This window comes from Streptomyces sp. NPDC050703 (assembly GCF_040654435.1).
In the GTDB taxonomy this organism is placed as follows: Bacteria; Actinomycetota; Actinomycetes; order Streptomycetales; family Streptomycetaceae; genus Streptomyces.
In genome coordinates, this window is record NZ_JBFAHX010000018.1 from 78,165 (window position 1) to 95,041 (window position 16,877).

The window sequence follows — 16,877 nt, forward strand, 5'->3', positions numbered from 1 at the left end:
CCGCGCCCGCCCGCGCCCCGCGCCGGGCGGCCCGCCCCGCTCGGCCCCGCGCCCGGCGGCCCGTCCCCCGCGGACCGCCGCGGCCCCCGCCCGCACGACCGCGGTCCGTGGCTAGACGTCCGTGACCCGCAGCCCCGCGTGCGCCTTGTAGCGGCGGTTGACGGAGATCAGGTTGGCGACCAGGGACTCGACCTGGTGGGCGTTGCGCAGCCGCCCGGCGAAGACGCCGCGCATGCCGGGGATGCGGGCGGCGAGCGCCTGCACCACGTCGGTGTCGGCGCGCTTCTCGCCGAGCACCATGACGTCGGTGTCGATCTCCTCGATGTCGGGGTTCTGGAGCAGCACCGCCGACAGGTGGTGGAAGGCGGCCGTGACGCGGGAGTCCGGCAGCAGGGCGGCGGCCTGCTCGGCGGCGCTGCCCTCCTCGGGCTTGAGCGCGTAGGCGCCCTGCTTGTCGAAGCCGAGCGGGTTCACGCAGTCGATGACGAGCTTGCCGCTCAGCTCCTCGCGCAGCGCCCGCAGGGTCTTGCCGTGGCCCTCCCACGGCACGGCGACGATCACGACGTCGCTGCGCCGCGCGCACTCCGCGTTCTCGGCGCCCTCGACGCCGAGGCCGAGTTCGTCGGCGGCCGTCCGGGCGCGGTCCTCGGCCCGGGAGCCGATGATCACCTTCTGTCCGGCGCGGGCGAGCCGGTAGGCGAGGCCGCGCCCCTGGTCGCCGGTGCCGCCGAGGACGCCGACGGTCAGCCCGGAGACGTCGGGCAGCTCCCAGGGGTCCTTGGCCGGGGTCTTCGCGGGAGCGTTCTGCGCACTGTCTGTAGAGGTCATGGGGTGACCTTACTCACCGGTCACGGCCGGTTACGGGGTTACGTGAGTTCCGTGAGCGGAATCCGCCGGAACGTGATCGTCTCGTACGCGCCGAAGTCCCCCGTCTCGTAGAGCAGCCCGACGGTGGCCTCGTCGAGGCGTACGAGGTCGGAGTAGGCGGCGGGCAGCCCGTCGACGGTGTGCGCGGTCTCCCAGGTGGTGCCGGAGTCGGTGCTGCGGCGCACGGTCATCAGGGCCCGGAAGCCGGGGTCTGCGGGTCCGGAGTAGAGGAGGAGGTCGGGGTCGCGGAGCTGCAGGACGCTGCCCTCGACGACGGGTCCGGTGAGGGATGCCTGCGGGCGGAACGGTCTGACGAGGCTCTGGCCGCCGTCCCGCGAGTGGGCGTCGGCGCGGTTGCCGGGGGCCGGGGAGTCGTTGCGGGTGTTGAGGTAGAGGCGGCCGTCGGGGAGTTCGGCGGCGGTGGTCTCGTTGACGTTGATGTAGCCGTTGGTGTTGTCGTCGACGTAGCCGATGCGCCAGGTGGCGCCCGCGTCGTCGCTGAGCAGGCAGTGGCCGCCGTTGTACTTGCCCTCGGTGCCGTTGTCCGTGCCGGCCGGCGGCAGGGAGTGGTTGGCGGGGACGACGACGCGGCCGGGGTGGCCCGAGGCCGCGGTGAGCTGGAGGGCGTGGCCCGGCGTGGTGGCGTACCAGCGCCAGCCCGGCTTCTTCACCTGGCCGGTGATCTCGCGCGGCGCGGACCAGGTGCGGCCCTCGTCGTCGCTGTGCTGCACCCAGACGCGCCGTCCGGCGGCGGCGGAGACCTTGCCGCGGCGGATGGCGTCCTCGGTGGCCGAGGCGGCGTTCCTGACCTGGACGAGCAGCACGCGGCCGGTGTCGAGGACGACGGGGGCGGGGTTGCCCGCGAGGTCGGTGCCGTTCCTGCCGACGGCCTGGAGCGGTCCCCAGGTGCGGCCTCCGTCGGTGGAGCGCCTGAGGACGACGTCGATGTCGCCGAAGTCCTCCTGGGAGCCGACGCGGCCCTCGCAGAAGGCGAGGACGGTGCCGGACGCGGTGGTGACGACGGCGGGGATGCGGAAGCTCGCATAGCCCTCGCGGCCGGCCCGGAAGGGAACAGATGTCTCAACAGTCATCCCCCGGCCTTCCCCACCCCGGGGGAATTCCGGGTGAACTCCGGGTCACGAGTGGCTCGCTCGGGCAGGATGCGACGCCATGGACGCCGTACGGGTCGCGCTGCTGCGCGAAGTGCTCGCGGGGACCGAGTGGCTGGGCGCCACCCGGCGTTTCGCGGGCTCGCTGCGCGCCTGCGTGGTGCCGCACGGCGGCGGTCTGCTCCTCGTGGGCACGGAGACGTACGAGCCGTGGCACCTCGCCGCGCACCTGGTGGACGAGGCGGCCTGGTCCGGTACGCCGGAACTGACCCCCACGCTGGTGCGCCACCGGGTCCTCGCCTCCGACCCGGCGCACCTGTCGACCGGGCTCGGCAGGATCGAGGCGGCACGCCGCGGCGAGACGCTGCTCGTCGTGGCGCCGGACGCGCCGGACGGGGAGCTGCTCACGCGCGTGCACGACGCCCGCCGGGCCGGGGCCACGGTCCTCGCGCTCGGTTCGGACGACCACGACCTGGCCGCCCTCTCCCACGAGATCCTCGCCGTCCCCGAGGGCCCCGACCTGGATCTGGACACGGTGCAGCACCTGGTGAGCGCGGCGGCGGGCGAGAACGCGCTGCCCGAGGCGCGCGGACGCCGCCGCCTGCGGGACCGTCTCTCGCGCCTCGCGGACCAGCTGACGTCACCACCGCCGACGCGGTGGTAGGCCGCCGCCCCGGGGACGGCGCGGGTGCCGTGGCGCGGTCCCGGGCGAAATTCGGTTGCCGGGGGCGCGGGGCGGCGCTGAGCATGGGCTCTCGTGCCTCTCTCCGCGATCCTGCCCGACCTCTCCCCCTGGCGCTCGACCCGTGACTTCCGGCTGCTGTGGGTGCAGGGTCTCGTCACCTACTTCGGCAGCTTCATGGCGATGGTCGCCCTGCCGCTCCAGATCAAGGAGCTGACGGACTCACCGCTCGCGGTGGGTGCCATGGGGGCGGTGGAGCTGGTGCCGCTGATCGTCTTCGGGCTCTACGGAGGTGCGCTCGCCGACGCCGCCGACCGCCGCAAGGTGATCCTCCTGAGCGAGGCGGCGCTCGGCCTGCTGGCCGTGATCCTGCTGGTCAACGCGTTGCTGCCGGAGCCGATGCTCTGGCCGCTGTACGTCGTCGCCGCCGGTGTCGCCGCGCTCTCCGGGCTGCAGCGGCCCGCCCTCGACTCGCTGATGGCGCGGATCGTGCCGCACGACCAGCTGACGGCCGCCGCCGCGCTGAACTCCCTGCGCTGGAACGTGGGCGCCATCGCGGGGCCGTCCCTCGCGGGCCTGGTCGTCGCGTACGCCGGGCACGCGTCCGCGTACGCCGTGACGGTCGTCGGCTTCGCGGTCTCGGTCCTGCTGTGCACCCGGCTCTCGCCCGCGCCCGCCGCGCGTCAGGCGGAGAAGCCGTCGCTGCGCGGCATAGCCGAGGGCGCGCGGTACGCGTGGTCGCGTCCCGTCCTGCTCGGCACGTACGCGGTCGACATGGCGGCGATGTTCTTCGCCTTCCCGAACGCGATCTTCCCGTTCCTCGCGGACGACCTCGACGCGGAGTGGTCGCTCGGGCTCATGTACGCGGCCGGGGCGGTCGGCTCGCTGGCGCTCAGCCTCACCAGCGGGTGGACGTCACGGGTGCGCAGGCACGGGCTGCTCGTCGTGTGCGGCGCGGCCGGATGGGGCCTGGCGATCACGGCGGCCGGCTGGTCCGGCGACGTGTGGGTGGTCCTCGGGTGCCTGGCGCTCGCGGGCGCCGGGGACATGCTGAGCGGCCTCGGCCGCTCCACCATCTGGAACCAGACCATCCCCGACGAGCTGCGGGGGCGCCTGGCCGGCATAGAGGTCCTCTCGTACAGCGTGGGCCCGCAGCTCGGCCAGATGCGGGCGGGCGCGGCGGCGGGCTGGACCGGCACGCGGCCCGCCATCTGGTCGGGCGGCCTGGCCTGCGTGGCCTCGGTGGCCGTGCTGGCGGCGGCCCTGCCGCGTCTCGTCTCCTACGACGCGACGACGGACCCCGACGCGCGGCTCCGCCGGGAGCGGGAGGGGACCCCCGCGGTGCCCGGGGCCCAGCCGTAGCCGGACCTCCGCCGCTCCGGGGCCGCCCCCGCCGCCCGCGGGCGGGCTACTTGCCGGGACCGGCGGAATCGTGCCACCGCGGGTCGCTCTCCCACTCCAAGTTCCGCTCCGCGGCGGTCCGCATCGCCTGTTCCGCGTCCGCCCGGGACGCGTAGGGGCCCATGCGGTCCTTGCCCGGGCAGTCGGGGCCCTCCTCGACCTTCTGGTGCTCCAGGCAGTAGAACCACTCACCGGGCTTGCCCACCGTGCGCCTCTTGAACAGTGCCATGACTCACGTCCTCCTCTTCCCCGCTGCGTCCTCTGCCGCCATGCTGCCCCACCAGGGCTGGCTAGACTCGCTGGCATGTCTGGCCAGTCACTGCTCGTACCCGGGGAGCTCTCCCCCATCCGTTCCGTACCCGGCAACATCAGGCGCCCGGAGTACGTGGGGAAACCCGCCCCCACCCCGTACACGGGGCCGGAGGTGCAGACCCCCGAGACCATTGAGCTGATGCGCACCGCGGGCCGCATCGCCGCCCGTGCCATGGAAGAGGCCGCGAAGCACATCGCGCCCGGCGTCACCACCGACGAGCTGGACCGTGTGGCGCACGAGTACATGTGCGACCACGGTGCCTACCCCTCCACGCTCGGCTACCGCGGCTTCCCGAAGTCGCTGTGCAGCTCGGTCAACGAGGTCATCTGCCACGGCATCCCCGACTCCACCGTCCTGCGCGACGGCGACATCATCAACCTCGACGTCACGGCGTACATCGGCGGCGTGCACGGCGACAACAACGCCACCTACCTCGTCGGCGACGTCGACGAGGAGTCCAGGCTGCTCGTCGAGCGGACCCGCGAGTCCCTGAACCGTGCCGTCAAGGCCGTCAAGCCGGGCCGCCAGATCAACATCATCGGCCGGGTCATCGAGTCGTACGCCAAGCGCTTCGGATACGGCGTGGTGCGCGACTTCACCGGCCACGGCATCAACTCGTCCTTCCACTCCGGCCTGATCGTGCCGCACTACGACAGCCCGCACGCCACGACCACCATCCAGCCCGGCATGACGTTCACGATCGAGCCGATGCTGACGCTCGGCACGTACGAGTACGACATGTGGGAGGACGGCTGGACCGTCGTCACGAAGGACAGGAAGCGGACGGCGCAGTTCGAGCACACGCTGGTCGTGACGGACACCGGGGCGGAGATCCTCACGCTGCCCTGACGCTCCCCGCACGGCCGGGCGTCACGTCAGGCGGACCCGTCCTCCCACCTCGATCAGCCCGTCCGGCCCCGGCGCCGTCAGGAGCTGCGAGCCGCGGCCCTGCGTGATGTTGAGGGCGCGGCCGAGCTCGTGGGTGAGGAGGAGGGCCGCCGCGCCGGTCGCCTCGTCCTCGGTGATGCCGTCGTCACGGCCGGGGAAGGCCCTCGCGCGCACGCGTCCCGCGGCCTCGTCCTGCCAGGCCCAGGCGTAGATCCACTCCCCGGGCGCGGGCACGCCGAGGGCGTCGACCTCCGCCGCGCTCGCGTACCGGCGCAGCGTCCTCGGCGGGGCCCACCGCGCGTCGGCCGAGATCCAGGTGAACTCGCCGTCCTGGCGGGACTCCACCACCCCGGCCGGGGTGACCACTTCCGGCACGTCGAGGAGCCAGGCCGTGCCGACGCAGGGGTGGCCGGCGAAGGGCAGCCGCAGGGTGGGGGTGTAGATGTCGATGACGCCACGCTCGGGGTCGTCGACGAACACCGTCTCGCTGAAGCCGAGCTTCGCCGCGAGCGCCTGGCGGTCCTTCCCTGCGGGCAGCCGGGCGCCGTCGCGCACGACGCCGAGTTCGTTGCCGTGCCGGCCGTCGGGGCCGCAGAAGACACGCAGGACGTCGAGGCCGCCGGACGCGTCGAGTGGTTCGATCATGCGGGCATTGAAGCATCCGGCCGAGCGGGTGCCCGGCGCTGCGCGGTCCGCCTCGGCGAAGCCGCCTGCGGCCGAACGGAGCGCCGTGCCGCGGGAGTCGTGGCCCGCCGCCGGTGCCCGCGCGGGCCCCGGTAGGGTTCGGGCCCGGGAAGGCGAAGGTGAAGGGACCCCATGAGTAAGGTGCGCAGGCCGCACGGCCTCGGTCGTCCGTTCGCGACGGCTGCGGCGGCGACCGCTCTGGCGATGTCGGCGACCGGTTGCGTGACGGTGCACGGCGAGCGGGAGATCGTCCCCGCGGCGACGAAGGCCGAGGCGCGCCGCGCGCTGGAGGACTTCCTCGCCGCGTACAACAAGGCCGACAAGGAGCTGGACCCGGCGCTCGACGCGGGCCGGGTCACCGGTCCGCTGGGCGCCATCAACCAGGCGGGCCTGAAGGCGCGGAGCGTGCAGAGCCCGGACGGCAACGAGAACCACGTGCCGCTCGAACTCACCGACGCGAAGTACGCGATACCGAAGAAGGCGGGCTGGCCCCGCTGGTTCGTCGCCGACACGCGCGCCAACCGTCGCGAGGACATGCGCTGGCTCCTGGTCTTCACCAAGGGCGGCCCGGACCAGCTCTGGGAGGCGTCCTATCTGAACCTCGTGGCGCCCGACGACGTGCCCGGGCTGAAGAAGGACGAGGACGGCTGGGCCGAGCCGGTGACGGCCGGCGAGGCGGCGCTCGCGGTGGCGCCGAGGGACCTCGGCGAGAAGTACACGGCGTTCCTGAAGTCGGGCGGCTCCGTCTTCGAGCCCGGCCCGCACACCACGAAGTGGAAGGCGTTCCGCGACCGCAACACCAAGCGGCTCGGCGTGGGTGTGCAGTACCTCGACTATCCGATGAACGACGGGACGTTCGCGCCGGTGGGCCTGCGCACCGAGGACGGTGGCGCGATGGTCTTCTTCGCCACGCACCACTACGAGAAGCAGACGGCCGCCAAGGGGACCGATCTGAAGCTCGACCCGGACGTGAAGGCCCTCCTGACGGGCGACGCCAAGCAGGCGGTGACCCTGGAGCGCGTCTCGAACCAGGTCGTCGTCGACCCCGCGGAGCCGGGCGGGGACAAGGTGGCCTTCATCGGCCGCATCCAGGGCCTCACCGGGGCCAAGGGCGAGTAGTCCCGGCGGACCACCGGGGCGGGGTCAGCCCCGCAGCGGCCAGGCCGCGGAGTCCTGCTGCGGCTCGCCCGCGACCCGGGCGCACTCGTCGGTGAGCGTCTCCAGGAGCGTCAGCGGGTCGGGCAGCGGGTGCTCGGGGCCGCGCACCCAGCGCATCCCCAGGCCGCCGGGGAGCGCGGCGGGCGGTACGAGGACGTAGGAGCCGCGGCAGTGCCAGCGCAGCCCCGGGTGCTCGTCCATCGTCTCGGGGTGGCAGTCCAGCTCGCAGGGCCACCACTCGTCCTCGTCCTCGGGGGTGCCGCGGGTGGCGGTGCAGAAGAGCATGCGGCCGTCGTCGGACTCGGCGACGGGGCCGACGTCGATGCCGGCGGCGAGCAGCCGCCGCAGGGCCTCGCGGCCGGCGTCGAGGGGCACGTCGAGGACGTCGTGGACCATGCCGGTCGCGGTGATGAAGTTGGCCTGCGGCTGGTGGCGGGCCCAGCGCTCGATCTGGGCGGGGTCGGTCGTGGACTGCGTCTGCCAGGCGAAGGAGACGGGGTGCCTGGCGGGTGTGGGGCAGCCGATGCGGTCGCACGAACATCGGTACCCCGAGGGATACGCGGCGGGGGCGAGGGGGAAGCCGGCCGCCGCGGCGGCGAGCAGCAGGTCCTCGCGGACCCGGTCATCCCCCGCCGTGTCCTTGGGACGCCGGCGCAACCACTGGGAAAACCTGCCCTGCCCGCCGGACCGGCTGCCGAACTCCGCGCCCATCTAGCCCCTCACCTCGCCGTTGTGCCGAAAGCATGACCCATGGTCCCACCATCCTGCGCTCCACGGGGCCGGAGTTCACAACCGGGGTGACAGGGACGACAACAACGACGGGTGTCATTTCGCCGCATTACGGACGAGAAGCGGCAATGCCGTACAGCGCGTACTCGACGATCTTGTCCACGTACTCGTGGGTGAGGGGGCCCGAGCGCATCATCCAGCGCTGGGCCAGCGGGCTCGCCCACAGCTCCAGGGCGATGCGGGGGTCGACGTCGGGCAGGACGTGCCCGGCCTCCTGGGCCCTGCGGACGCGCCTGACGAAGAGCTGGAGCTGCGGTTCGAGGAGCTTCTCCACGAACTCGGCGCCCACCTCGGGGTTGAGGAGCCCCTCGGCCGCGAGCGCGCGGTAGGGCGCGTCGTACCTGGGGTCGTTGAACTCGTCGACGGTGGCGCGCATCACCTGCTTGAGGTCCGCCTCCAGGTCGCCGGAGTCGGTGATCTCGGTCTGGACCACCTCGTGACCCGCCTTCTCGCTGGCCTCGGCACTGGCCTGGTCGGCGAGGTCGAGGAAGGCGTCGAGCAGGACGGCGCCCTTCGAGGGCCACCAGCGGTAGATGGTCTGCTTGCCGACGCCCGCGCGGGCCGCGATGGCCTCGATCGTCAGCTTGGCGTATCCGGTCTCGTGGACGAGGGCGAGGGCGGCGTCGTAGATGGCGCGGCGCGATCGTTCGCTGCGGCGCGTGGAGTCGGGAGCGGTCTTCTGGGCCATGCCATCGAATGTAGCAGCGCCGAACCGAGACGTACCGTCTTCACGGTACGCGGCGTCTCGGGACGGGTGGTCCGCAACCACCCGTTCGGTGCACAGCGCGGAGACATCTCACACCCCACTATGGGCAGCAACTGCCCCACGGCGGGCGGCTCCTGCCTCACCATGGGCAGAGCCGACCCCACCCGGGGCGGCACCTGACCCTGCGGTCGTGAGGAGCCTTCCTTGTCCCGTAGTCCTCGCTCTCCTCGGCGCGCCACACCCCGGCGCTATCTGATGTGCTCACCGGCACACTTCAAGGTCACGTACTCCATCAACCCCTGGATGGACCCCGCCAAGCCCGTCGACGTACCGCTGGCCGTCGCCCAGTGGGAGGACCTGCGCGACCGATACCGCGCGCTCGGCCACACCGTCGAGGAGCTGACCCCCCGGCGCGAGCTGCCGGACATGGTCTACGCGGCGAACGGCGCGACCGTCGTCGACGGCCGGGTCCTCGGCGCCCGCTTCGCCCACCGTGAGCGCGAGGGGGAGGCCGCGGCCCACCTGGAGTGGTTCCGCGCGCACGGCTTCGCCGAGGTGCACGAGCCCGTCCACATCAACGAGGGCGAGGGCGACTTCGCCGTCACCTCCTCCTACGTCCTGGCCGGGCGCGGCTTCCGGGCCAGCCCCCTCTCGCACGGCGAGGCGCAGGAGTTCTTCGGCCGCCCGGTCATCGGCCTCGACCTGATCGACCCCCGCTACTACCACCTGGACACCGCGCTCGCCGTCCTGGACGACGCGGCGGACGAGGTCATGTACTACCCGGCCGCCTTCTCGCCGGGCAGCCGGGCGGTCCTGCGGCGGCTCTTCCCCGACGCGCTGATCGCCGAGGAGCCGGACGCCGAGGCCCTGGGGCTCAACGCCGTCTCCGACGGCCGCCACGTGCTGCTCCCCCAGGCCGCCGTGGGGCTTCTCGAACCGCTGCGGGCCCGCGGCTTCGAGCCCATCGGGATGGACCTGAGCGAACTGCTCAAGGGCGGCGGCAGCGTGAAGTGCTGCACACAGGAGCTGCGGGTCTAGCCCCGCCCGGGGCGGGAAGTTCACAGATTCGTCCCGGCTCCCCGCCCCGCGCTCGCCCCACGCGCCACACGTGATACCAATACGGGCGCACGGCCACACGGAACCATGCGTGCGGCCGTGTCACCACAATTGGACAAGCGGGCCCGGGACGCTCCGGGCCCAGGGGGAAGAGGTATCAGCGCAGTGAACCGTATGCGCACGTCCGCAGCGATACTGGCGACCGCGGGGGCCCTGACCGCCGCACAACTCGGGGTGGCGGGGGCCGCGTCCGCGTCGGAGAAGCCGACCGCGCGGACCGGGTCGGCGGCTCCGAGCGCCGCACCGCGGAGCTCGGGCTGCCCGATCGACATCGTCTACACCTCCCGCTTCCAGATCGACAGGAACGGGTGGGTGACCAACGGGGGCCTGTACTTCGGGCTGAAGAGCAAGAGCACCAAGAGCTTCAAGAAGGTCAGCTTCACCGTCAGCAACGTCAAGAACATCCGCTTCGGCAAGGCGACGCCGACCGGCGGCAAGGTCACCCGCAGGACGTCGCAGACCGTCAAGGTCTACGACAAGAGCCTCGCGCCCAAGGCCAAGCTCGGCGTCAAGGTGCGCACGCACCTGCTGAACACCCGCAACTACCGGGTGAAGTTCACCGTGCGCGGCGACGGCTGGAGCTGCGCCGTCAACCAGGGCACATGGGGCGCCGGCTCCTAGCGGCCCGGCGTCACCCGGCGGGCCGGGGCGGCCACGCGTCGCCCCAGTCCGTGTCGCGCGCCGCGCGGTAGAGGGGGCCGTGGCGCTTGGTCACGGTCTCCTTGCGCAACTGCTCCTCGGCCGCACACAGGTCGAGGAGCACCTGGCCCTTGCGGATCTGGGGCCGCCGCACCACCCGTGCCGCCGGGGGCACGGGGTCGAAGCGGGTCGCCGCCACGTAGCCGAACTTCTCGTCCTCGTACGCGAGTGAGCCGCCCTTGACCTGGCGGTGCAGCGACGACCTGCTGACCCGCGCCGAGAAGTGGCACCAGTCGGTGCCGGGCCCTATGGGGCAGGCCGCGCTGTGCGGGCAGGGCGCGGCGACGCGGAACCCGGCGGCGATCAGCCGGTCCCTGGCCTCGATGATCCGGGCGTAGCCGTCCGGGGTGCCGGGCTCCACGATGACGACGGCCTGCGTGGCCGCCTCGGCGGCGGCGTCGACGACGGAGCGCCGGCCGGCCTCCGTCAGCTCCTTCAGCACGTACGACACCGTGACGAGGTCGGCGTCCTCGACGGCGAGCGAGCCCCCGATCCGCGCGCGCTCCCACCGCACGGACGCCAGCTGCTCGACGCCTCCGGCGAGTTCACGTCCCAGGGCGAGCGCGGGCTCGGCCCAGTCGAGCACGGTGACGGGCCGCTCGCCCCGCCAGGTCTCGGCGACCGCCCAGGTGGCGGCGCCGGTGCCACCGCCGATGTCCACGTGGCTGCCGGGCGCCCACCCCTCGGGCGCGGCCCCCGCGAGCGCGTCGAGCGCGGAGCACACGGCCTCGAAGGTCGCGGGCATCCGGTACGCGGCGTAGGCGGCGACGTCGGCGCGGTCCCGCAGGATGGGCGCGTCGGTGGGCGTCTGCCCCCGGTAGCTGGCGATGAGCCGGTCGACGGCCCGCGCGGCCTGCGTGGGCGGCAGCCCGTCGAGCAGCCCGGCAAGGGCGGCACGCAGGGCATCGGCAGGACTGACGGAGGTCGGCGGCACGTTCACCCCAAAATTCTACGGGCCCCGGAAAACCGGACCAGCACCGCAGCCTCCCCCAAGGGCGCCGGGCGCGCGAAAACCGGACCAGCACCGCAGCCTCCCCAGGGGCGCGGGGAACTGCGCGAGCAACCACGAACCCCCCGCACCCGCCGGCGAACGGCCCCAGGCAGACGCACCGGCGAAAACAGCCCAAGGCCCACGGCCTACCGAGCGGCGGCGGCCCGAGCCAGCCGCGTGGCCGCCCGAGCCCGGGGCCCACTGTCAAAGCCCCCGCGCCGCGGATGCACCGCATTGCTCAGGAGCACGAGAAACGTGTCGGTGGCCGGATCGAGGACGAGGGACGTCCCGGTGAACCCGGTGTGCCCCGCGGCGCCCCGCCCGGCCAGCTCCCCCATGAACCACGGCTGGTCGATCCCGAACCCGAGCCCGGCCCCCATCAGCATCAGCTCGACGAAGTCGGGCCCGAGGACGCGGGCCCTGCCATACGCTCCCCCGCAGAGGATCGTCCGGCAGAAGACCGCCAGGTCACGCCCGGTGGAGAAGAGTCCGGCGTGCCCTGCGACACCCCCCAGCGCCCAGGCGTTCTCGTCGTGGACGACGCCCCGCAGCATCCCCCGGTCGGCCTTGGCCCACGGTCTGCGCTGGTCCTCCGTGGCGGCGGCGTCCGGGCACGGCCCGAAGCCGGTGTCGGCCATGCCGAGCGGCCGGGTGATGCCCTCGCGCACGAGGTCGGCGAGCGACCGGCGGGTCAGGCGCTCCAGGACGTGCTGGAGCAGGAGCATGTTCAGGTCGGAGTAGACGTACTCGCCGGGCTCGCCGGCCGGCGCCTCCGCCCGCAGGGCCGCGAGCCGCGCGGCGTCGTCGGGACAGTCGTACAGCGGCAGCTCGGGCCGGAACCCGGAGGTGTGGGTGAGGAGCTGGCGCACGGTGACGCCGTGCTCGGCGGCGCCGCGGAACTCGGGGATGTACGCGCCCACGCGCGCGTCGATGCCGAGGGTGCCGCGCTCCAGCTGCTGCACGGCGGCGACGGTCGTGAAGAGCTTGGTGAGCGAGGCCAGGTCGAAGGGCGTGTCCACCCGCATGGGGACACGCCACTCGCGGGGCAGCTCGACGCCCCGGCCGGTCTCCGGGTCGTACGAGGCGTAGCGCACCGCCCAGCCCGCCGCCGCCTCGGCGGCGATGACGGGGCCGCGGCCCACGACGACCACGGCGCCCGCGCACCATGGGCTCGGCCCGCGCGTCAGCTCGCGCACCTCGGCGACCAGGCGGCCGATCTCGTCCGGGTCGAGGCCCGCGCGCTCGGGGGTGCCGGCGCGCAGGGTCCGTGGTGAGCTCAGTGGTCCGCCTCCTCCGTGGGCGTGTGCTGCCAGGGGCGGCACAGTCCCACGAAGCAGGCGATGGCCGCCAGCGCGCAGACCAGTTGGACGACGGCCATGGGGACGGCGGTGTCCTCCCCCGCGATGCCGACGAGCGGTGAGGCGACGGCGCCGACGAGGAAGGAGGAGGTGCCGAGGAGCGCGGACGCGGACCCGGCGGCGTGCGGGGTGCGGATGAGGGCGAGCGACTGGGTGTTGGGCATGGCGAGGCCCATCGCCGACATCAGGACGAAGAGCCCGGCGGCGACGGGGAACAGGCCGACCTCGCCGAAGACGCCGGTCGTCATGAGGAGCAGGGCGGCGGCGGCGACGGCGATGGCGGTGAGGCCGAGGGCGAGCACCTTGTTGAGGCTGACCCGGCCGACGAGGACCTTGCCGTTGAGCTGGCCGACGGCGATGAGGCCGACGGAGTTGACGCCGAAGAGGAGGCTGAAGGTCTGCGGCGAGGCGCCGTAGATCTCCTGGATGACGAAGGGCGAGGCCGAGATGTAGGCGAAGAGGGCGGCGAACGCGAAGCCGCCCGCGACCATGTAGCCGGTGAAGACGCGGTCGGCCAGGAGCGAGCGCATGGTGCGCAGCGCCTCGACGGTGCCGCCGCTGTGCCGCTTGCCGGGGGCGAGCGTCTCGGGCAGGACCCGCCACACCAGCAGGGTCAGGGCGATGCCGACGCCGGTGAGGACGACGAAGATGCCGCGCCAGTCGGTGAAGCGCAGGACCTGGCCGCCGATGAGGGGTGCGACGACCGGGGCCACGCCGGAGATCAGCATCAGGGTGGAGAAGAAGCGGGCCATCTCCACGCCGTCGTACAGGTCGCGGACGATCGCGCGGGCGATGACGATCCCGGCGGCCCCGGCGAGGCCCTGGAGCAGGCGGAAGGCGATGAGCAGTTCCGCGGTGGGCGCGAACGCGCAGATCGCGGTGGCGACGATGTAGACGAGCAGCCCGACGAGGAGCGGTCTGCGGCGCCCCCACTTGTCGCTCATCGGCCCCACCACGAGCTGGCCGAGGGCCATGCCCAGCAGGCAGGCGGTGAGGGTGAGCTGGACGGTCGCGGCCGGGGAGTGCAGGGCGTCGGTGACCTCCGGCAGGGCCGGGAGGTACATGTCCATGGAGAGGGGCGGGACGGCGGTGAGGCCGCCGAGCACCAGGGTGACCAGGGCTCCGGTGCGGCGGAGGGCGGCGGTGCTTTCCGGCTCCGCCGCCTTGGTTATCTCGTGCTCTGCGGTTGTCTGCCCGCGCTCAGGCATCTCGCCCCTCCCGTGTCTCTTCGTTTCCCCTCCATGGTCGCAGCTCCGGGCAGGTGTTCCTCCCCCCTGGCCCGCCCTCTTCCCGGGACCGGGGCGCCGCCCCGGACGCCGGACGGGCGGGAGATCCAGCCCGTCCGGCGTTTGAGGACGAACCCGGCGAAGCCGGTGATCACGCCGGTCGAAGCCCCGGATCACCCGCCTCGGTGACGAAGGACGCCGCCGTCTTCAGGGGCGCCCCCGGCTTCGTGACCGCGTCGACCGTCTTGAAGTCGGCCCGTGCCGCGTCCCGGCCGTAGGCCACCGTCACGTAGCCCCGGCGCCCGTTGTAGAAGCGGAGGTGGGGGTTGGCCTTGGTGTACGTCTCCCAGTTGGCCGGCTTGTCGGCGCCGTCCTTGCCGCTGGCGATGGACGTGGCGACGATCTCCGTGCCGAGGGTCTTGGACGAGGGGTCGTCGAAGTCGGCCTTGATGTCGAAGGCGTAGCCGACGTGCACGTCACCCGTGAGGACCATGAGGTTGTCGAGGCGTGCGGCCCTGGCGCCCGCGAGGACCCGCTGCCGGGAGGCGCGGTAGCCGTCCCAGGCGTCCATGGAGAGCTTCGGCTCGGCGGTGAGGTCCAGCCGGCGCTGGGAGAAGGTGACCTGCTGGGGGACGACGTTCCACAGGGCGCGGGAGCGGCGCCAGCCGTCGAGGAGCCAGCGCTCCTGCGTGGCACCGGTGATGGTGCGCGCCGGGTCGTCCGTCTCGGGGCCCGCGGGGTGCGCCTTGTCGCCGTACGCCTGGTCGGAGCGGTACTGCCGGGTGTCGAGGATGTCGAACTGCGCGAGGCGGCCCCAGACGAGACGGCGGTAGAGCTGGGCGTCGGGGCCCTTGGGGAGCTGGGGGCGGCGCAGCGGCAGGTTCTCCCAGTACGCGCGGTAGGCGGCGGCGCGGCGGAGCAGGAACTCCGCGGCCGGGTCGCCGTTCTCGGAGATGTCGTCGGCGTAGTTGTTCTCGGTCTCGTGGTCGTCCCAGGTGACGACGAAGGGGTGCGCGGCGTGCGCGGCCCGCAGGTCGGGGTCGGACTTGTAGAGGCCGTACCGCAGGCGGTAGTCCTCCAGGGTCCTGGTCTCCTTGTTGTAGTGGGCGGGCAGGGTGCGGTCGGTGTAGTTGCGGGCGCCGCCGACCGCGTTCACGGCGTACTCGTAGAGGTAGTCGCCGAGGTGGAAGACGACGTCGACGTCGTCCTGCGCCAGGTGCCTGTGGGCGGTGAAGTAGCCGTCGTGGTAGGCCTGGCAGGAGACGGCCGCGAGGGTCAGGGAGCCGGGGCGGCTGCCCGCGGCGGGCGCGGTGCGGGTGCGGCCGGTGCCGCTCACCCACTGGCCGGCGCGGAAGCGGAAGTAGTAGCGGCGGCCCGGGTCCAGGTGGTCGGCCTCGACGTGTACGGAGTGGCCGTACTCGGGGTGCGCGGTGGCGGTGCCGCGTCTGGCGATCCGGCGGAAGCGGGCGTCGTGGGCGAGTTCCCAGCGGACGGAGACGCGCTCCTGGGGCAGGCCGCCGCCCGGCTCGTAGGGGGAGGGGGCCAGGCGGGTCCAGAGCAGGACCGAGGTGGGCTGCGGGTCGCCGGAGGCGACGCCGAGCGTGAAGGGGTCGTCCTTGATGCGGCGGGCGTCCAGCTCGGCGGCGGCCGCGACGCCGGCGCTCGGCAGGTTGGTGGCGAAGGCGAGCGCGGCGGCCGCTCCGGTGACGGTGAGGAAGCGGCGGCGCCCGAGGTGCTGGGCAGCGGCGCGGAGCTCGGGTGCGTGGTGCGTGCCTGCGGGTGTCATTGGACCCTTCCCTGACGATTGGTGTCAGGGGCATGCAAGTGGTGGGGGGCGACGGCTGCCTGTCGCGTACACAACAGCCGGATGGCGGGCGGATGATGTCCGCGTGGACGGCCCTCCCGTACGCTGCGGGGCCATGAACGCATGGCCAACTCCCACGCCGCACCCGTCCCCGGCCGCGCCGCCGGCCGCCGCGAAGACCGCCGTCGTGACCGGCGCCGGTTCCGGCATCGGCCGCTCCGTCGCCCTCGAACTGCTCGCCGCGGGCTGGTCGGTGGCGCTCGCGGGCCGCCGCGCCGAGACCCTGGAGGAGACCGCCGCCCTGGCCTCCGCGCCGGACGGTGCCGCCCTCACCGTACGGACGGACGTGTCGCGGCCGGAGGACGTGACGGCGCTCTTCGCCGCCGTGCGCGAGCGCTTCGGGCGGCTCGACCTGCTCTTCAACAACGCCGGTACGTTCGGGCCCGGCGGCGTCGCGGTCGAGGACCTGTCCTACGAGGCCTGGCGGCACGTCGTCGACACCAACCTCAACGGCGCCTTCCTCTGCGCGCAGGCGGCCTTCCGGCAGATGAAGGAGCAGGAGCCGCGGGGCGGCCGGATCATCAACAACGGCTCCGTCTCCGCGCACGCGCCGCGTCCGGACTCGGTGGCGTACACGGCGACGAAGCACGCGCTGACCGGCCTGACGAAGTCCCTCTCCCTGGACGGGCGCCGCCACCGGATCGCCGTGGGGCAGATCGACATCGGCAACGCCGCGACCGACATGACCGAGCGCATGCAGTCCGGCGTCCTCCAGGCCAACGGCGAACTGGCGAGCGAGCCGGTGATGGACGTGGCCGACGTGGCGCGCACGGTGCGGCACATGGCGGAACTGCCCCTGGAGGCGAACGTCCAGTTCGCGACGGTCCTCGCGACCACCATGCCCTACATCGGCCGGGGTTGAGGGGCCGCCTCGCGGCATGGCGGGGCGGGGTGCTGGGGGCGGCGGGGCGGAGCGCCGGGAACGGCGGGGCGGAGTGCCGGGGACGGTGCAGGGGGCGGCTCGGCGGGAAGGCCGCCCCGACGCCCGGATCTCCACAAGTGGAATGGAACCTACCGCGCCAATCC

The 16,877-nt window shown here is 73.3% G+C and carries 17 protein-coding genes; 7 read left to right on the top strand and 10 right to left on the bottom strand.

Annotated features, from left to right (window positions below; all coding sequences use genetic code 11):
* Positions 1–111: 111 nt before the first annotated feature.
* Both npdG and AB0I16_RS18770 read right to left on the bottom strand, forming a co-directional pair.
* Positions 112–828, bottom strand: a complete 717-nt coding sequence (gene npdG, locus AB0I16_RS18765; RefSeq protein WP_363250520.1) for an NADPH-dependent F420 reductase — start codon at positions 826–828, stop codon at positions 112–114.
* Positions 829–866: 38 nt separating this feature from the next.
* On the bottom strand, positions 867–1,958 hold the full coding sequence (locus AB0I16_RS18770) for a sialidase family protein (protein ID WP_363250521.1): 1,092 nt from the start codon (positions 1,956–1,958) through the stop codon (positions 867–869).
* Between the two features lie 79 nt (positions 1,959–2,037).
* On the opposite strand from AB0I16_RS18770, the gene AB0I16_RS18775 reads away from it, so the two are divergent.
* Positions 2,038–2,640 (top strand): hypothetical protein, encoded by a 603-nt coding sequence (locus tag AB0I16_RS18775; protein WP_363250522.1) that lies wholly within the window; start codon positions 2,038–2,040, stop codon positions 2,638–2,640.
* Between the two features lie 93 nt (positions 2,641–2,733).
* Positions 2,734–4,020: an MFS transporter gene (locus tag AB0I16_RS18780; RefSeq protein ID WP_363250523.1), complete on the top strand. Its 1,287-nt coding sequence runs from the start codon at positions 2,734–2,736 to the stop codon at positions 4,018–4,020.
* A gap of 46 nt (positions 4,021–4,066) precedes the next feature.
* On the opposite strand, the gene AB0I16_RS18785 is transcribed toward AB0I16_RS18780, so the two are convergent.
* Positions 4,067–4,288: a hypothetical protein gene (locus AB0I16_RS18785; protein ID WP_363250524.1), complete on the bottom strand. Its 222-nt coding sequence runs from the start codon at positions 4,286–4,288 to the stop codon at positions 4,067–4,069.
* A 75-nt stretch (positions 4,289–4,363) separates the two neighbouring features.
* Between AB0I16_RS18785 and map the strand changes: the two genes are divergently transcribed.
* Positions 4,364–5,221 carry a type I methionyl aminopeptidase gene (map, locus tag AB0I16_RS18790; RefSeq protein ID WP_363250525.1) on the top strand — a complete coding sequence of 286 codons (858 nt, stop codon included), beginning with the start codon at positions 4,364–4,366 and terminating at the stop codon, positions 5,219–5,221.
* Positions 5,222–5,242: 21 nt separating this feature from the next.
* Here the strand turns inward: map and AB0I16_RS18795 are convergent, their stop codons facing one another.
* Positions 5,243–5,905 carry a PhzF family phenazine biosynthesis protein gene (locus AB0I16_RS18795; protein WP_363250526.1) on the bottom strand — a complete coding sequence of 221 codons (663 nt, stop codon included), beginning with the start codon at positions 5,903–5,905 and terminating at the stop codon, positions 5,243–5,245.
* A 171-nt stretch (positions 5,906–6,076) separates the two neighbouring features.
* On the opposite strand from AB0I16_RS18795, the gene AB0I16_RS18800 reads away from it, so the two are divergent.
* Complete coding sequence (locus AB0I16_RS18800; protein WP_363250527.1) at positions 6,077–7,063, top strand: hypothetical protein; 987 nt, start codon at positions 6,077–6,079, stop codon at positions 7,061–7,063.
* A gap of 24 nt (positions 7,064–7,087) precedes the next feature.
* Here AB0I16_RS18800 and AB0I16_RS18805 read toward each other — a convergent pair whose 3' ends face one another.
* Positions 7,088–7,813: a bifunctional DNA primase/polymerase gene (locus AB0I16_RS18805; RefSeq protein WP_363250528.1), complete on the bottom strand. Its 726-nt coding sequence runs from the start codon at positions 7,811–7,813 to the stop codon at positions 7,088–7,090.
* Between the two features lie 127 nt (positions 7,814–7,940).
* Positions 7,941–8,579 carry a TetR/AcrR family transcriptional regulator gene (locus AB0I16_RS18810; protein ID WP_363250529.1) on the bottom strand — a complete coding sequence of 213 codons (639 nt, stop codon included), beginning with the start codon at positions 8,577–8,579 and terminating at the stop codon, positions 7,941–7,943.
* A 222-nt stretch (positions 8,580–8,801) separates the two neighbouring features.
* Here AB0I16_RS18810 and ddaH point away from each other — a divergent pair, with 222 nt between their 5' ends.
* Together ddaH and AB0I16_RS18820 are read left to right on the top strand one after the other, a co-directional pair.
* The gene (gene ddaH, locus AB0I16_RS18815; protein ID WP_363250530.1) at positions 8,802–9,635 is read left to right on the top strand and encodes a dimethylargininase; all 834 of its coding nucleotides are present in this window, start codon (positions 8,802–8,804) and stop codon (positions 9,633–9,635) included.
* A 192-nt stretch (positions 9,636–9,827) separates the two neighbouring features.
* Positions 9,828–10,334: a hypothetical protein gene (locus tag AB0I16_RS18820; RefSeq protein ID WP_363250531.1), complete on the top strand. Its 507-nt coding sequence runs from the start codon at positions 9,828–9,830 to the stop codon at positions 10,332–10,334.
* A 10-nt stretch (positions 10,335–10,344) separates the two neighbouring features.
* Here the strand turns inward: AB0I16_RS18820 and AB0I16_RS18825 are convergent, their stop codons facing one another.
* The 4 genes from AB0I16_RS18825 to AB0I16_RS18840 all read right to left on the bottom strand — a co-directional run bounded on the left by AB0I16_RS18825 (position 10,345) and on the right by AB0I16_RS18840 (position 15,773).
* On the bottom strand, positions 10,345–11,352 hold the full coding sequence (locus AB0I16_RS18825) for a small ribosomal subunit Rsm22 family protein (RefSeq protein WP_363250532.1): 1,008 nt from the start codon (positions 11,350–11,352) through the stop codon (positions 10,345–10,347).
* Positions 11,353–11,549: 197 nt separating this feature from the next.
* Entirely contained in the window at positions 11,550–12,725 is a 1,176-nt protein-coding gene (locus tag AB0I16_RS18830; RefSeq protein ID WP_363250533.1) for a serine hydrolase domain-containing protein, read from the bottom strand.
* The gene (locus AB0I16_RS18835; RefSeq protein ID WP_363250534.1) at positions 12,680–13,969 is read right to left on the bottom strand and encodes a multidrug effflux MFS transporter; all 1,290 of its coding nucleotides are present in this window, start codon (positions 13,967–13,969) and stop codon (positions 12,680–12,682) included. The genes AB0I16_RS18830 and AB0I16_RS18835 overlap by 46 nt, the downstream gene beginning before the upstream one ends.
* Positions 13,970–14,138: 169 nt before the next feature.
* Entirely contained in the window at positions 14,139–15,773 is a 1,635-nt protein-coding gene (locus AB0I16_RS18840) for an alkaline phosphatase D family protein (protein ID WP_363250535.1), read from the bottom strand.
* Between the two features lie 133 nt (positions 15,774–15,906).
* Between AB0I16_RS18840 and AB0I16_RS18845 the strand changes: the two genes are divergently transcribed.
* Positions 15,907–16,713 (top strand): SDR family oxidoreductase, encoded by an 807-nt coding sequence (locus AB0I16_RS18845; protein WP_363250536.1) that lies wholly within the window; start codon positions 15,907–15,909, stop codon positions 16,711–16,713.
* Positions 16,714–16,877: the final 164 nt, after the last annotated feature.

Bases quoted from the DNA above. Each gene is read 5' to 3' on its own strand.
- npdG (WP_363250520.1), bottom strand. From the start codon at position 828: ATGACCTCTACAGACAGTGCGCAGAACGCTCCCGCGAAGACCCCGGCC.
- AB0I16_RS18770 (WP_363250521.1), bottom strand. From the start codon at position 1,958: ATGACTGTTGAGACATCTGTTCCCTTCCGGGCCGGCCGCGAGGGCTAT.
- AB0I16_RS18775 (WP_363250522.1), top strand. From the start codon at position 2,038: ATGGACGCCGTACGGGTCGCGCTGCTGCGCGAAGTGCTCGCGGGGACC.
- AB0I16_RS18785 (WP_363250524.1), bottom strand. From the start codon at position 4,288: ATGGCACTGTTCAAGAGGCGCACGGTGGGCAAGCCCGGTGAGTGGTTC.
- map (WP_363250525.1), top strand. From the start codon at position 4,364: ATGTCTGGCCAGTCACTGCTCGTACCCGGGGAGCTCTCCCCCATCCGT.
- AB0I16_RS18795 (WP_363250526.1), bottom strand. From the start codon at position 5,905: ATGATCGAACCACTCGACGCGTCCGGCGGCCTCGACGTCCTGCGTGTC.
- AB0I16_RS18800 (WP_363250527.1), top strand. From the start codon at position 6,077: ATGAGTAAGGTGCGCAGGCCGCACGGCCTCGGTCGTCCGTTCGCGACG.
- AB0I16_RS18805 (WP_363250528.1), bottom strand. From the start codon at position 7,813: ATGGGCGCGGAGTTCGGCAGCCGGTCCGGCGGGCAGGGCAGGTTTTCC.
- AB0I16_RS18810 (WP_363250529.1), bottom strand. From the start codon at position 8,579: ATGGCCCAGAAGACCGCTCCCGACTCCACGCGCCGCAGCGAACGATCG.
- AB0I16_RS18820 (WP_363250531.1), top strand. From the start codon at position 9,828: ATGCGCACGTCCGCAGCGATACTGGCGACCGCGGGGGCCCTGACCGCC.
- AB0I16_RS18835 (WP_363250534.1), bottom strand. From the start codon at position 13,969: ATGCCTGAGCGCGGGCAGACAACCGCAGAGCACGAGATAACCAAGGCG.
- AB0I16_RS18840 (WP_363250535.1), bottom strand. From the start codon at position 15,773: ATGACACCCGCAGGCACGCACCACGCACCCGAGCTCCGCGCCGCTGCC.
- AB0I16_RS18845 (WP_363250536.1), top strand. From the start codon at position 15,907: ATGAACGCATGGCCAACTCCCACGCCGCACCCGTCCCCGGCCGCGCCG.